This window comes from Campylobacter sp. FOBRC14, assembly GCF_000287855.1.
Classification (GTDB): domain Bacteria; phylum Campylobacterota; class Campylobacteria; order Campylobacterales; family Campylobacteraceae; genus Campylobacter_A; species Campylobacter_A curvus.
The window spans coordinates 283791-298424 of record NZ_ALJJ01000018.1 but is presented as its reverse complement, the minus strand read 5'-3'; the positions used below and the strand labels follow the sequence as shown (position 1 = coordinate 298424).

The 14634-nt window shown below is 43.6% G+C and carries 16 protein-coding genes; 11 read left to right on the top strand and 5 right to left on the bottom strand.

The window, feature by feature from the left end; translation table 11 throughout:
• Positions 1-5 precede the first annotated feature (5 nt).
• From waaA to HMPREF1139_RS10370, 9 genes are all read left to right on the top strand, one after another.
• Positions 6-1145: a lipid IV(A) 3-deoxy-D-manno-octulosonic acid transferase gene (gene waaA, locus HMPREF1139_RS10410; RefSeq protein ID WP_009651402.1), complete on the top strand. Its 1140-nt coding sequence runs from the start codon at positions 6-8 to the stop codon at positions 1143-1145.
• Positions 1138-1896 (top strand): RluA family pseudouridine synthase, encoded by a 759-nt coding sequence (locus HMPREF1139_RS10405; protein ID WP_009651368.1) that lies wholly within the window; start codon positions 1138-1140, stop codon positions 1894-1896. The genes waaA and HMPREF1139_RS10405 overlap by 8 nt, the downstream gene beginning before the upstream one ends.
• Before the next feature lie 64 nt (positions 1897-1960).
• Positions 1961-3301 (top strand): signal recognition particle protein, encoded by a 1341-nt coding sequence (gene ffh / locus HMPREF1139_RS10400; RefSeq protein ID WP_009651401.1) that lies wholly within the window; start codon positions 1961-1963, stop codon positions 3299-3301.
• 73 nt (positions 3302-3374) lie between these two features.
• On the top strand, positions 3375-3605 hold the full coding sequence (gene rpsP, locus HMPREF1139_RS10395; RefSeq protein ID WP_009651305.1) for a 30S ribosomal protein S16: 231 nt from the start codon (positions 3375-3377) through the stop codon (positions 3603-3605).
• Between the two features lie 4 nt (positions 3606-3609).
• On the top strand, positions 3610-3855 hold the full coding sequence (locus HMPREF1139_RS10390) for a KH domain-containing protein (protein ID WP_009651150.1): 246 nt from the start codon (positions 3610-3612) through the stop codon (positions 3853-3855).
• The gene (rimM, locus tag HMPREF1139_RS10385; protein WP_009651497.1) at positions 3845-4375 is read left to right on the top strand and encodes a ribosome maturation factor RimM; all 531 of its coding nucleotides are present in this window, start codon (positions 3845-3847) and stop codon (positions 4373-4375) included. Before HMPREF1139_RS10390 ends, rimM begins: the two co-directional genes overlap by 11 nt.
• On the top strand, positions 4372-5082 hold the full coding sequence (gene trmD / locus HMPREF1139_RS10380) for a tRNA (guanosine(37)-N1)-methyltransferase TrmD (protein WP_009651371.1): 711 nt from the start codon (positions 4372-4374) through the stop codon (positions 5080-5082). Before rimM ends, trmD begins: the two co-directional genes overlap by 4 nt.
• Positions 5072-5428: a 50S ribosomal protein L19 gene (gene rplS / locus HMPREF1139_RS10375; RefSeq protein ID WP_009651267.1), complete on the top strand. Its 357-nt coding sequence runs from the start codon at positions 5072-5074 to the stop codon at positions 5426-5428. Before trmD ends, rplS begins: the two co-directional genes overlap by 11 nt.
• 143 nt (positions 5429-5571) lie before the next feature.
• Complete coding sequence (locus HMPREF1139_RS10370; protein ID WP_009651389.1) at positions 5572-5904, top strand: cupin domain-containing protein; 333 nt, start codon at positions 5572-5574, stop codon at positions 5902-5904.
• Between the two features lie 721 nt (positions 5905-6625).
• On the opposite strand, the gene HMPREF1139_RS10365 is transcribed toward HMPREF1139_RS10370, so the two are convergent.
• Genes HMPREF1139_RS10365 through alaS form a run of 5 tightly spaced genes read right to left on the bottom strand, consistent with a single transcriptional unit; the run spans position 6626 to position 12432 of the window.
• The gene (locus HMPREF1139_RS10365) at positions 6626-6904 is read right to left on the bottom strand and encodes a ComEA family DNA-binding protein (RefSeq protein WP_009651127.1); all 279 of its coding nucleotides are present in this window, start codon (positions 6902-6904) and stop codon (positions 6626-6628) included.
• A gap of 9 nt (positions 6905-6913) precedes the next feature.
• Complete coding sequence (locus HMPREF1139_RS10360) at positions 6914-8842, bottom strand: transglycosylase domain-containing protein (protein ID WP_009651413.1); 1929 nt, start codon at positions 8840-8842, stop codon at positions 6914-6916.
• Positions 8839-9384 (bottom strand): septum formation inhibitor Maf, encoded by a 546-nt coding sequence (gene maf / locus HMPREF1139_RS10355; RefSeq protein WP_009651486.1) that lies wholly within the window; start codon positions 9382-9384, stop codon positions 8839-8841. Before maf ends, HMPREF1139_RS10360 begins: the two co-directional genes overlap by 4 nt.
• Positions 9384-9881: a hypothetical protein gene (locus HMPREF1139_RS10350; protein WP_009651430.1), complete on the bottom strand. Its 498-nt coding sequence runs from the start codon at positions 9879-9881 to the stop codon at positions 9384-9386. The genes maf and HMPREF1139_RS10350 overlap by 1 nt, the downstream gene beginning before the upstream one ends.
• A complete protein-coding gene (gene alaS / locus HMPREF1139_RS10345) occupies positions 9874-12432 on the bottom strand; it encodes an alanine--tRNA ligase (protein ID WP_009651122.1) in 2559 nt (852 codons plus the stop codon). The genes HMPREF1139_RS10350 and alaS overlap by 8 nt, the downstream gene beginning before the upstream one ends.
• 363 nt (positions 12433-12795) lie before the next feature.
• On the opposite strand from alaS, the gene HMPREF1139_RS10340 reads away from it, so the two are divergent.
• Positions 12796-13668, top strand: a complete 873-nt coding sequence (locus HMPREF1139_RS10340; RefSeq protein WP_009651243.1) for a Gfo/Idh/MocA family protein — start codon at positions 12796-12798, stop codon at positions 13666-13668.
• On the top strand, positions 13665-14597 hold the full coding sequence (hemH, locus tag HMPREF1139_RS10335) for a ferrochelatase (protein ID WP_009651309.1): 933 nt from the start codon (positions 13665-13667) through the stop codon (positions 14595-14597). Before HMPREF1139_RS10340 ends, hemH begins: the two co-directional genes overlap by 4 nt.
• The last annotated feature ends 37 nt before the right edge of the window (positions 14598-14634 follow it).

Sequence of the window (14634 nt, the reverse complement as noted above, 5' to 3'; positions counted from 1 at the left end):
TTTTTGTGGTTGCGATCTATTACGTTTTAGCCCTGATGGTTTGGCTTTTCGGGGCTGTTTTCCTACTTTTTTTAAGCCTTAAAACAAAATATCGTCGTTCGATCCCGGCTAGATTTTTTTTATATAAAAATGCGAAATTCGCCCCATCAAAGGTGCATTTTCACGCCTGCTCGTTTGGCGAGATCCAAGCCCTTAAGCCTATTTTAGAGCTTTTTAACGACAAGGCTATCAGCGTCGTAACGAATACCGGCTATGAAGCGGCTAAAAAAATAACACGGAATTCACGTTTTTTACCGTTTGAAATTTTCATACCTTTTTGGCTGCAAAAGAGTAAAATTTTAGTCGTTTTTGAGGCTGAGCTTTGGCTGATGCTCGTTTTTTGGGCGAAATTCCAAGGCTCTCGCGTGATACTCATAAACGCCAGGATCTCAGACAGAAGCTATGAAAGATACCTGAAATTCGCCTTTTTTTACCGCGTCATATTTAAGTATATCGACCGCGTCTATGCGCAAAGTCAGATCGATAAAGAGCGTTTGAGCACGCTTGGGGCGAGGGAAATTTTGGTTTGCGGCAATATAAAATCAGCCTTTTTGCCAAAGCCAAGTAAAATTTATGAAAAGCCAAAAGAGCGGGTCATAGTGCTAGCCAGCACGCACGAAGGCGAGGAAGCGGCCTTGCTAAATGGGCTGAATTTAGGCGTTAATGATAAGCTCATCATCGCTCCGCGCCATCCAGAGAGATTTGGTGAAGTCGCAAATTTAGCGGCCAAGTTTGCCACTAAAGGCGGCCTTAGCTTTGCGAAATTTAGCCAAAGCCAAAATTTGGGTGCACAAGTAAATCTCATAGATAGCCTAGGCGAGCTCGTAAATATCTACGCGATCAGCGATGTAGTAGTGCTTGGCGGTAGTTTCATGCCGGGTATCGGAGGGCACAATCCCATCGAGGCTGCGCAGTTTGAGCCGGTACTGATAAGTGGAAAGCACATTTTTAATCAAAAGGCGCTTTTCTCGCTGGTCAGCGATGTGAAATTTGCAAGCGCGGACGAGGTGGAAAAGCTCATAAATAGCGAGTTAAAAAGGTGTAAGATCATGCAAAAAGGCGACGTGTCGCAAATAATCGAGGACATCAGGAGCGCTTATGAATGAGGAAAAAGCATATAAAATTTTAGCCATGCAGCTAAATATATCAAACAACGAAGCTAAGGACTTGATAGACAGCGGGCTTGTTTTTGCAAAGGGGCAAAAGGTCGCTATCGCAAGGGCTTTGATGAACGTAAATACGAAATTTAGCGTGCAAGAAACATCAAAACCAAGCGTCATCTTTGAGGATGAAAATCTACTCGCCATAAATAAACCCGCTTTCATCACGAGTGAAAAGATCTCTCAAATGTATAAATTTCCTCTCTTACACCGACTCGACAAGGAGACTAGCGGCGTTTTGTTGCTCGTAAAAAACGAGGAATTCGCTAAGCGTGCGATAGAGGAATTTAAGCATATGCGCGTGGAGAAAATTTATATTGCTGCAGTGCGCGGGATTTTAAGCGAAGAGACGAGGGTGAGCGAGCCCATTTTGACGATAAAAAGCAAAGGCGCAGCGATCTCTAAGATATCAAAAGACGGCAAAGAGGCCGTCAGCGATGTCACGCCGCTCATGGTAGTGGGTAAAAAGACGCTCGTGAAAGTAGCGATAAAAACGGGCAGGACTCATCAGATCAGGCTTCATCTAGCAAGCATAAATGCGCCTATTATAGGCGATGAAAAATACGGTAAAAATCGTGCGAAAAGAATGTATCTGCACGCTTATTTCATAGCTCTTTTGGGGTATAAATTTAAGGCTGATGTCCCAAAAGATTTTAACGAGCTCGGGTTTGAGATATCAAATAAGTTTGATATTTAAAGAGCAATAAAGAAAAAATTTAGTAAAATACGCCCTTTAATGAGAAATTTAGAAAGGTAGAGTCGTGTTTGAACAAATCAGCGAGTCGTTTCGTTTAGCCGTCAGCAAGATACGTTTCGTCGATGACGAAAAGGCTTTGAAAAACGCTCTTGACGTGCTAAAAAAAGCTCTTTTAAAAGCTGATGTTCACCATAAAGTCACCAAAGACCTCCTCGCCGCGATAGAAAACGATATAAAAAAGACAGGTGTGGGTCAAAAGAATTTCCTAGATGCGATAAAGTCGAATTTGACAAACATCCTGACTGCACCGGGCAATCAAGGCTTTGTATACTCAAGCTCAGCTCCTACGATCGTTTTGATGGCCGGTTTGCAAGGATCTGGTAAAACTACCACGACGATAAAACTGGCGAACTATCTAAAGCTCAGAAAAAAGAAAGTCCTAGTCGCGGCGTGCGATCTACAAAGACTCGCTGCAGTCGAGCAGCTCAGGCAGCTTTGTGAGGCAAACGAGATTGATCTGTTTTTCATAGAAGGTGAAAACGACCCGATAAAAGTGGCAAGGGCTGCTTTACAAAAAGCCAAAAGTGGGCTCTATGACGTTCTTTTGGTCGATACTGCGGGACGCCTTGCGATAGATGAAACTTTAATGAATGAGATAAAGCTTGTGAAAGAAGCGATAAAGCCGCATGAAATTTTTTATGTAGCGGATGCGATGAGCGGGCAAGACGGTGTCAAGTCAGCAGCTAGTTTCAACGAAGCGCTAAATATCACCGGTGTCATTCTTTCTAAATTTGACTCCGATTCAAAAGGCGGAGTAGCTATAAGCATCGCAAAGCAGCTTGAAATTCCGCTTAGATTTGTCGGTATCGGCGAAAAAGCGAGCGATCTTGAGAGCTTTATACCAGAGCGCATAGTAAGCCGCATAATGGGTGAGGGCGACCTTGCTACTCTTGTAGAAAAAACAAGCATGGTGATCGATGAGAAAGAGGCCAAGCGATTAAATCAAAAGATAAAAAAAGGTCAGTTTAACTTCAACGACTTTTTAGAGCAGATGGAAAGCGTAAAAAAGCTTGGAAGTATGAAGTCGCTAATAGGCATGATACCCGGGCTTTCAAATATGGCAAATCAGATAAAAGATATAGATCTTGACAATTCAAAAGAAATTTTACATATCAAAGCGATGATAAATTCCATGACTCAAAAAGAGCGTGAAAATCCCGAGCTTTTAAATAATAGTCGCAAGCGTCGTTTGGCAGCTGGGGCAGGGCTGAATCAAATAGAGGTCAATCGCTTTTTAAAGCAGTTTGAAAATGCCTCGAAACTAGCAAAGAGATTTTCAGGAAAGGACGGAGCGAAGGGGCTGGCGAATATGCTGGCACAAACAAACGTAAAGCATCCTATGTAAAATGGGTTTAAATTTAGACAGCTTTTGTGTCTAAATTTAAACCTTATTTAAAAATATAAAAGGAGAAATCAATATGGCAACAGTAGTGAGACTAACAAGAATGGGACGTAAGAAAAGACCATTTTATCGTATAGTTGTAACAGATAGTAGAAAAAGACGCGATAGCGGCTGGATAGAGAATATCGGCTATTATAACCCTATGGCAGAGCCTGAAGTCGTTAAATTTGACGCTGAGAGACTTTCTTACTGGAAAAGCGTAGGTGCGAAACTTAGCGACAGAGTAGCTCAAATAACAAGCAAATAATAAAATGGTTGAAGATTTTTTATACGAATACGCCAAACTGATAGCGGACTATCCTGAAAAGATCAAGATCGAACGAGAAGAGCTTGGCGAAAATTTTGCCGAGATCATCATAAGCGCCGATAAGGTCGATACCGGGAAGCTTATCGGAAAAGACGGCAAGATGATAAATGCCATAAAAACCGTCATCATAGGCTGCAAGGCAAAAGATCCGACTAGTTATAGAGTAACGGTAAAAGCGCTTGAACAGTGAATTTGTAGAAGTTGCGATAATAGGCAGATGTGTTGGACTAAAAGGATGTGTCAAGCTTCATAATAAGGGCGACTTTCCCGAACAATTTAAAAAAAATGCAGTCTTTTTTGATAAAGACGGTAACGAATTTATCATCAAAAGCTACGACGTATCAAAAGAAACGGCTTTGTTCGAGGGATACGAGGATATCGACTCGGCAAAAAGCCTTGTAAATAAAATTTTATATACTACAAAAGAGCTTACTCGTAAAAATTGCAAACTTAAAGAGGGTGAGTTTTTTTATTTTGACGTGCTTGGCTTAAATATAGTCGAAAATGGCGAAATTTTAGGCGTAGTAAAAGATATAGAAGACAATCTAAATAATGCCTTACTATATGTAAAGACAAGTGACGATCTCGTCTCTATCGGCTTTGCAAAAAACTTTTACGTCCCATATATAGATCGCTTTGTTATAAGCGTGAGTTTGGAAAATAAAGAGATTTTAACAAAAGACGCTAAAAGCATACTTGAAAATTCATGAAATTTACTTTTGTCACGCTTTTTGAAAATTTAGTAAAACCTTATTTTAATGACTCGATCCTTGCAAGAGCGGTCGAAAATAACAAAATCGATGTAAATTTCATAAACCCTCGTGATCATACCACACAAAAACATTTCAAGGTCGATGAATATATGATAGGCGGTGGAGCGGGGCTATTGATGATGCCTCAACCGCTAAACGACACTCTAAAAAAGATCAAAGAAAACGATCCTGATGTGCATATAGTATTTTTAACGCCTGCGGCCAAAAAATTTAACCAAAAAGACGCGAAAAGACTAGCCGGTAAAAAGCATATTTGTTTTGTATGCGGCAGATATGAGGGGATCGATGAGAGGATCGTTGAGCTTTGGGCTGATGAGGTGTTTTGCGTAGGGGATTTTATCTTGACCGGTGGAGAGCTCGGAGCCCTTTGTCTAGCTGATGCTATCGCTCGCAATATAGAGGGGGTGTTGGGAAATAGTCAAAGCCTTGCGATAGAGAGCTTTGAAGATGGTTTGCTTGAGGCGCCGTCCTTTACTAAGCCCGATGTATTTGACGGGAATTTTGTAGTTTCAGAGTTTTTAAAGGGAAACCATGCTAAAATCCGTCTTTTAAAAAACAAGATGGCGCATTGTAAAACAAGGTTTTTTCGCCCTGATTTATACCAAAAGCTCAAGCCACAAATTAAGGAAAAACATGAGAAATAAATATATCCAAGCATTTGAAGACGCTCAAATTGCTAGCAAAAGCGTGCCTGATTTTCGTGCAGGAGATACACTTCGCGTAGCTATACGTATCCACGAAGGCGATAAAACTAGAGTTCAAAATTTTGAAGGTATCTGCATAGCTAGGCGCGGAAGCGGTGTCGGCGAGACCTTTATCATAAGAAAAATCGGCGCAAATAGCGTTGGCGTAGAGAGAATTTTCCCTATTTATAGTGACAGCATAGAAGAGATAGTGGTTCTTAGAAAAGGTCGTGTCAGAAGAGCTAAGCTATTTTATCTACGCGATCTACGCGGTAAAGCTGCTAAGATACGCGAGCTTAGAAAATAATACATTAATCCAAAAGAGAAATTTCTCTTTTGGATTTCCTTCTTTAAACATCTGCTCTTATTAAATATAACTTAATCAGTATCAACGATATCACTCTAAAATAATACTATAATCCTTGATAAATTTAAATCAAAGGATAAAAAATGGAAAAAATAGTATGGAAAAATGATATATTCAATGGCGTCACCGTGACCAAGCTTCATGAGATGGGTGGCATGAAAGAGATACGCATAAATTTGCAAAAAGGCTCTGAGATGAAAGAGCATCAAGCCCCAGGAGAGATAATGGTCCAAGTTCTTAGTGGTAAGATAGAATTTAGTGTAAAAGAGGATAGTGCCACTTTAAATGCTCTTGATATGGTCAGTCTAAAGGCCAATGTCCCGCACTCTTTGCTCGCACTTCAGGATAGTATCGTCCGTCTTAGTCTTAGTAAAAATGACGATGTGAGCCGTGTGTTTAAAGTATTGCAAAAATAAAATAAATTCAATAAAGTTGATATCGTGAGCTAAAGGTCTATATAAAATTTGGCTCTATTTCAGAAAAGCGTTGAATGCTAAAATTTTAGGCTCTGTTATAATGGATCATTGACACTTGCTTCGCAAACCCTGTTCGCTCCAGGAGCGACCTAGCACAGACGCGAACAGCGTTTGTGCGGGAGCGAGTAGCCGTTTTTGAGCTTGCGAGAGTAGCGAGCGAAGCTAAGCCTTAGCACGATTTTTTCTGCTTCGCGTTGCTACTCAGATACTGCTCGTATCTTCCCTTTTCAAGACGCTTCGTTGCACTCGCAACTGCAAGCAGAACGTTACAGTGCATAGCACGAAAGTAAAAATCAGCGGCGATAGCGTCGCTTCACAAGGTTTTTACAGGGATGCTGCTCGCATTCTCCTACTCTTGAAGGCTAAAACGATACTTTGTTAGAACAGAGCCAAATTTTATGATACTCTAGCCAAGTCAAAATTTATGAAGCAAAAAATCGTGCTGCAAACTTTCACATCCTCCTACCTTCTCAGGCTCAAGAACAGTGTTTTGTGGAGCGAGTAGGTTTGCGCGCCCCTTTTAGATATCAGTTGTCTTGCTAACTAAGTAGAGCCTTAATGAAGTCAAATTTGACACGGCTATCGAAATTTTGCCTACGGTGGTTTAAAGCAAAAGCATTCATAATGGCGCTAGCGTCTTATCAAATAGCTTAAATTCGTTCTATTTTTTAGCTTTTGGTTTTGCTGGCTTTCTGGCTTTCGTTACGGAAATTTTATCTTTTATCTTCTGAACTTGCGAAAAATTTACACCCTTTACTTTTGTTAGCTCGTCCGTGCTTTTAAAAGGGTGCGCCTTTCTATACTTTATGATGTTCATGGCTTGGCTTTTGTTAAAGCCTAGCTCGATGAGCTCTTTTTTATCAGCCTTATTGATATCTACGCTAGCAAGTGTGAAATTTATACCACATGCTAGAGCCAGTAAAATTCTGAAAAATTTCATTTTTGTCCTTTAGAAAATCAAACCTTCGTTCTCCTGATCTTGAATGATCTCGTTTAGAGGTGTCATCTGAGGCAAAGGCGAGTCGTTGGTGTAAAACTCGTCGCCACCATCGTAGTAGCCCTTATAAACGCCCTCGGGTTGCTCAAATACCCGTCTGAGCGTCGGATATTGCTTTATATACTCTTCCATAAATTTCTTAAATACCGGCGCCGCCGTCCTGCCGCCGCCCTCGATCTTTTTCATCGGTGAGTTATCGTCGTTCCCGTACCAGATGATGGCCTCGATGTCCGGAGTGTATCCGCAAAACCACGCGTCTATGTTGTTATTTGTGGTACCGGTTTTGCCTGCTATTTGTATGCCTTGTATCTTTGCGTTTCGTCCGGTGCCGTTATTTACGACGTTTTGAAGCAGAGTAGTCATCAAAAATGCCTGCTCGGGCTTAAGCACTTGCTTTTTTTGCCCTTCGTAGTCCATCGCCGCTCCAAAGCTGTTTTCGATGTGTTTTATCAAAGTAGGCTCGACTATCTCGCCTTCATTTGGGAACATCGAGTAAAATTTCGCAAACTCAAGCGGCGAGATCCCAAAGCTTCCAAGTGCGATGGATAAATTTTCAGGGATATTTTCAAAGCCCATTTCGACCAGCTTCTTACGAACCGAGCTGAGGCCAAGGTCGTTTAGTAAATTTATGGTTGCCAGGTTGCGCGACTGAGTGATGGCGGACTTGATCGTGATGTAGCCCTGAAAGCCTCCACTATAGTTCTTAGGCGTCCACTCCTTGCCATTTCCCATATCAAAAGTGCGTGCGACGTCGGCTACTTGAGAGACGACCGAGTAGCCGCTGTTAAGGGCTATTTGATATATGAAAGGCTTGAAGCTCGATCCTGGCTGGCGCTGGCTTTGAGTTGCGCGGTTGTAGCTGCTTTTTGCGTAGTCTATCCCGCCGATGAGTGCTAAAATATGCCCGCTTTGAGGCTGGGTCACGACGATGGCGCCGTTTAGCATTTCAGGGTTTGCCTTTTTGTCGCGCTTTAAAATTTCATTGTATCCATATACTAGCGCGTCTTGCGCCATTTTTTGCACGCCAAGATCGATGGTGCTTTGTATGCGGTATCCGCCAGTTTTTATGTCGTCAAATTTTTTAGAGGCCTCTTTGATGATCTCGTCGACTACGTAAGGGGCTTTGTTTCTAGTGAGCGTATCGTCAAACACCGCAGGCTCTTCCAGCACGCCTTTTCGGTATTCGTCCTCGTTTATCCAGCCGATGTTATACATACGCTCGAGCACGCGGTTCGCGCGGCTTAGCGAGAGGTCAAGGTGTTTTGTAGGATCGTATGTGCTAGGTGCTTTTGGCAGGCCGACTAAAATGGCGATCTCTTTTATGCTAAGCTCGTTCAGCTCTTTTCTGAAATATCCCTCGGCAGCCGTCTTTATACCGTAGTAGCCATGTCCGAAATAGACGTGATTTAGGTATCTTTCTATGATATCTTCTTTAGAAAGCTCGTTTTCAAGCTTGATAGCGAGGACTATCTCTTTGATCTTTCTTGTAAATTTCTTCTCGCGAGTAAGGACTAAATTTTTGACCAGCTGCTGCGTCAAAGTAGATGCGCCCTCTACCAGCTTTTGGGCCTTGATGTCTTTTACGACGGCTCTTGCTATGGCTTCGTAGTTCGCTCCGCCATGCTCAAAATAGCTCGTATCCTCGATCGCTACTAGCGCCTCGATGACTCGCGCGGGGATGTCGTTATATCTTACATAAATTCTGTTTTCTTCAAATATATTTGCGATCAATTCGTTGTTTCTGTCAAAAATTTGCGTCGTTAGCTTCGGTTTGTAGTCGATTATGCTGTAAGCCTCGAACCTCACCTGCGCGTAAAAATATAAAAAAGCACCGCAAAAAGCGATAGCCACGGCAAAACAAAAAGCCAAGATATATTTCATAAAAATGCCTTTAAAATTTTCACATTGAGCCCCATCGCAGTACTAGTTTCGCCCTGTTGGCTAATGATATATTTTTTATTAAAATTTTCGATCGTCATCGCCCCCGCTTTACCCCGCCACTCGCCGCTTTCTAGATAGCTCTGCACGTCATCTCGGCTGAATTTATCAAATTCATATGCCGTTTCGCTGACGTTTAGTAGCTCAAAATTTTCACCCGTAAATATCATCGCGCTAAAGACGCTGCAAACTTTGCCGCTTTGAAGCCAGAGCATATCCGAGGCTTCGTTTTCATCTGCCGCTTTGCCTAAAATTTTACCCTCGCAAGCGACGCAGCTGTCGGCAAACAGCACATTTTTAGCGTGTAGATAGGTTTTGAAAAACTGCTCTTTTTTGGCTTTTACCACCATTTGGACGTAGATATGCGGCGCACGATCTTTTGAAATTTTGCTTTCGTCGAATTCAAACGAAATTTGCTCGAAATTTATCCCATTTTCGGTCAAAATTTTAGCGCGTGTTGGGGAGCTCGAGGCTAAGATTATCATCAAAATTCCTTATATGCGATGCCAAGATAAACGGCGATGAAAGAGACGACGAGGTTTAGCGGGATGAAATAATATATCACGACGACCAGGCTCTCTTGCATTTCGAGTATCTCGTGTGCCTTGAAGGCTTTGAACGCCTTTTTGTAATGATAAAACATGTAGCCTAAATTTAGCGCTAAAAATATCTCTAGCGCCCATTTCGTCGCCAGTATCGCCTTTGCCATCGGATTTGCCGACTTCATTAGTCCTCCGCTGTGACCGACCGTCATGCTTGTGAGCGCGATGATGACTAAAAGGATCACGATGCAGATACCAAAACGTCTTAAAATGTGCATCAGCAGCGGATATTTCAATGCGTCCTTAAGCTTGCTTTTCATAAAATAAGTCGCCACCAGCCAAAGGCCGGCTTGAAGCCCGATAAAAAGCGTGACCATCGACACATGAAAGAACGGCATCAGCTGATCAAGGCGCGCAAAGGCGATGTTGTATTCAGGCATTTAGTAGCTTCTCTTTCGCAAATTCAAACGCTTCTTTGACGGCGGTCTCTATCATCGGCACGTTTTTACCACCTGCCGTGGCGAAGTCATCGCGTCCGCCGCCGTTTCCGTCTAAAATTTTAGCCGCCATTTTGACCCACTCGCCGGCTTTTATCGGAGCGTTTTTCACGCCCGCAGCGATCGCGATCTTGTCGTCATTTACCTGTAATAGCAAAATAGCAAGGCTGGCAAATTCGTTTTTGTAATTATCTATCATCGTTTTGATGTCGCCGCTTTTGACGACGGCAACGCCCATTTTCGTATCATTTATGCTCGTAAATGCGATGGCATGGGAGTCGCCGATGTTTTTGAGCTTATCTTTTAGCTCGCGCACCTCGCCTTTTAGCTTTTTAATGGCGACCATCGGCTCGTTTGTTTTTAGCTCGTTTGAAATCTCGGCCAGCTCGCTTCTAAAACCGCGAGCCAAATTTAGCGCAGCACGCGAACAGACCGCCTCGATACGGCGCACGCCCGCACTCACGCCACTTTCTTTGGTGATGAAAAACGCTCCTATCTCGCTCACGTTTTTTACGTGCGTTCCGCCGCAAAGCTCTTTGCTCACATTGCCAAGGCTTAGCACGCGCACATTTTCGGCGTATTTCTCGCCAAAAAGCGCGATCGCACCGCTATTTTTGGCAGCTTCGATATCCATTATTTCAGTCTTTGCCGCCGCGCTGCTTGCCACGGCGTCATTTACAAATTTTTCTATCATTTCTAGCTCCTCGCTCGTTAGCGCCTTTGGATGCGAGAAGTCAAATCTAAGCCTGTCTGCTTCGACGTTCGAGCCAGCTTGCGCCACATGCGTGCCTAAAATTTTACGCAGCGCAGCGTGCAGCAAATGCGTTGCCGAGTGGTGGCGCGCTATCTCAGCCCTTGCGTCGCTGACCTTTAAATTTAGCACATCGCCCGTTTTTATCTGCTTGCCTACCTCGACTTGGGATAAATTTAGCCCGTGAAATTTTTGCGTATCCAGCACTTTACCTACGCCCGTGATCTCGCCCGTATCGCCCGTCTGACCGCCACTTTGCGCGTAAAACGGCGTCACGTCAAACATCACCCAGCCGCTCTCGCCTGCGCGTAAATTTTGCACTCGTTTAAAATCATTATCAAGCAGGGCTAAAATTTTGCTTTGTCTTTCTAGCTCGTCGTAGCCGCTAAATTTATTTTCGCCAAACTCTTCAAGAAGCTGTTTAAAATCGCCCTTTGAGCTCTTGTCACCGCTGCCTTTCCATGCAGCTTTCGCTCGCGCTTTTTGCTCGCTCATGAGCTCGTCAAATTTAGCTTCATCGACTTTTAGTCCCTTTTCGCGCAGCATATCGGCGGTGAGATCGAGCGGAAAGCCGTAGGTGTCGTAAAGCTTAAACGCCGTTTCGCCGCTAAAAATTTCTTTGGTTTTGGCTAGCTCCTCGTTAAATAGCTCAAGCCCTGAGGCGATCGTCGCTAGAAATCTCTCCTCTTCCAGGCGCACTTGTTCCTTGACCGCCGCCTTTTTCTCGTTTAGATAGGTGTAGTGTCCGCCCATCATCTCGCAGACCTTATCCACGAGCTTATACATAAAGGGCTCCTTGATACCTAGTAGATAGCCATGGCGGATCGCACGGCGCAAGATGCGGCGAAGCACGTATCCGCGGCCTTCTTTATCAAACGTTGTGCCTTGAGCGAGCAGGAACGTGACCGAGCGGATGTGATCGCTGATGACGCGGTAGCTAGCCCCGCTATCGTAGCTGTAAGGCTTGCCGCAAAGCTTCGCGACCTCGTCGATGAGCGGCATGAAAAGCGAGCTGTCGTAGTTGCTAAATTTGCCCTCCATTATCGCCGTGACGCGCTCTAGGCCCATGCCCGTGTCGATGCTTGGCTTTGGTAGCGGGCTTAGTTTGCCGTCCGCCGAGCGTTCGTATTGCATAAAGACTAAATTCCAAATTTCAAGGAAACGATCGCCGTCTCCGCCCATGTAGTCCTCGGGCGTATTAAAATGCTCGCCGCCTTGATCGTAAAATATTTCACTACATGGTCCGCAAGGCCCAGTGTCGCCCATTTGCCAGAAGTTATCGTGGTCGCCAAAGCGGTAAATTCTGTCTCTTGCGATGTGCCGCGCCCAAAGCTCGAATGCTTCGTCATCGCTTTCATGAACGGTCACGTAAAGGCGATCAACTGGCAGTTTTAATACTTGCGTTACAAATTCCCACGCGTAGGCGATCGCGTCTTTTTTGAAGTATTCGCCGAAGCTAAAATTGCCCAGCATTTCAAAAAACGTGTGGTGGCGCGCAGTGTAGCCGACGTTGTCAAGGTCGTTGTGCTTGCCGCCGGCGCGTATGCAGGTCTGACAGCTGGTGCGGATCGGTGGGGTAGGGCGCGGTACTTCGCCTGTGAAAATGCTCTTAAACGGCACCATGCCGGCGTTTGTGAAAAGTAGCGTCGCGTCGTTTGGCACGAGCGGCGCGGAGGGGATGATCTCATGTCCTTTTGATTTAAAAAAATTCAGATAAGCTTCTCTTACGTCTAAATTTTGCATATTTTTTCCTATAAATTTTAAAATTTCGTTTGATTTTACCTAAAAATCGTTTTGAAATTTATAAAAAATCTAAAATTTCACCAGGTTTGGGCGCTCTTTAAATTTATCTGTTTAAAAGTGAGATGTAAATATAATTGGTTCTGTTATATTAAAGTATTGATACCTACTTCGCAAACCTTGCTCGCTTCGCAAAGCGCCGAACGTATAGCACGATTTACGCGGTCAGCTACCGCTTCCCTGTAAATCGGCGGCGATAGCGTCGCTTCACAAGGTTTGACTTCGCTATTGAGAGTTAAAAATCAATACTTTGTCAGAATAGAGCCATATAATTATTAAAAATTTCTAAAATTTTAAAGGGCGCAAATGAAGCTAAAGATCGGTATCGTTGGCTATTCGGATGTTGGCAAAAGGCACTATGCAGAGCTTAGGCGTTCTGATAAATTCGAAGTTTGCGGCGTCTTTGACAGACAAAATACCGATACCTTTTGCAGGGCTGAATTTTTTACCGATTTCAAGCGCTTCATAGAAGTAGCCAAGCCCCAAGCCATCGTGCTTTGTCTGCCGCATCAAGAGACGATGGATGCGTTTTGTCAGAGCGTGAAATACTGTCAAAACATCCTGATCTCTCGCCCGATCTTTAAAAACGCTAGTGAGCTTAAAGAGATAAAATACGCTGCTGGCGTGAATAAAGCGCGAGTTTGCACGGGAGTCGATGAGAGGTTTAACCCCACGGTCGTATCGCTGAAAAGAGCGCTTGCTAGAGAAGAGGAAGTATATAGCGTAAATATCGCTCATTTTAAGCCCTCGCACGAGGGAAACATCATAAATGAGCTCTCTTTGTGCGACATCGATCTGGCAAAGACCCTGCTGGAGAGTGAAATTTGCGAATTTTCCTGCATGCAGACAAATAAAACCAACACCAGATCCTCCGACAACGCCATCATAAATTTTAAAAGCAAAAATCAAATTTTAGTAAGTATCACCGACTCTTTTTGCGGATCGTTCGAGCGCTTTGGCATCGAAGTGAATGCAAAAAGCGGCGTGTATTTCGGCGATCTTATACATTACAGGCTTCATCAACTCACCGAGGACGGGCAGATAAATTTAAAGATAGACGCGCAGATGAACGAGCTAAGAGCGCAATACGACGCCTTTTACGATCTTTGTCAAAGCGGCGATAGCGACGAGCTCTCAAGCGTGGATGACGCTATAAAGATCAAAGAGCTTTTTGCATGAAAAAACTTATATTGCTCCTAAATATGGGCGGCCCTAGCAAGCCCGAAGAGATCGAGATCTTTTTAAAAAATATGTTCAACGACCCCTGTATCCTGGGGATAAAAAACAAAATTTTGCGAAAATTCGTAGCGATGATGATAACCAAAGGACGACTCAAGACCGCGCAACAAAACTATGCCAAAATAGGTGGTAAGTCGCCGATCTGCGAGCTCACTCAAGCGCTTTGCGATAAAATTTCAAGCCTTCAAGACGAATACGCGGTAGATTTTGCGATGAACTACACGCCGCCATTTACAAAAGATGTGCTCGCAAAATATCAAAATTTTGACGAAGTGATCGTTTTGCCGCTGTATCCGCATCACTCGGTGACTACGGTGGTCTCTAGCCTAAATGACCTTGAAAAAGCCTGTAAAAAGCTAAATTTTAAGGGCGAGATACGCGTGCTAAAGCCATTTTATGATGAGCAAAGCTACAACGAGCTCATCATAAAAAGCATAAAAGATAAAATTTCAGGCGTTGATATCAGCGATATGAGTTTGATATTTTCGGCCCACTCTTTGCCTCAAAAGATTATCGATAGCGGCGATATATACGAGGTTCACGTCAAAGAGCATGTAAAAATCCTCTCAAAAATGCTAAGCGATGAGGGCTTAAAATTTAAAGAGATCAAGCTAGCCTATCAGTCCAGACTAGGGCCGGTCAAGTGGCTGGAGCCGTCACTAAACGAGGCTTTGAAGGCTTGTGAGAGCAAAAAAGCGCTCATCTATCCGATTTCATTTTGCATCGACAACTCGGAGACGATCTTCGAGCTTGTCATAGAATATAAGCGCGTGGCCGATGAGCTTGGCTTTAGCTTTTACGATGTCGTGGAGTGCCCTAACTTTAGCGATGAATTTGTAAATTTCATCTTGCGATACGCAGTGGAATAAAATTTGCTTGCGTAAAGTATCTCATCTTAAAGGAGAT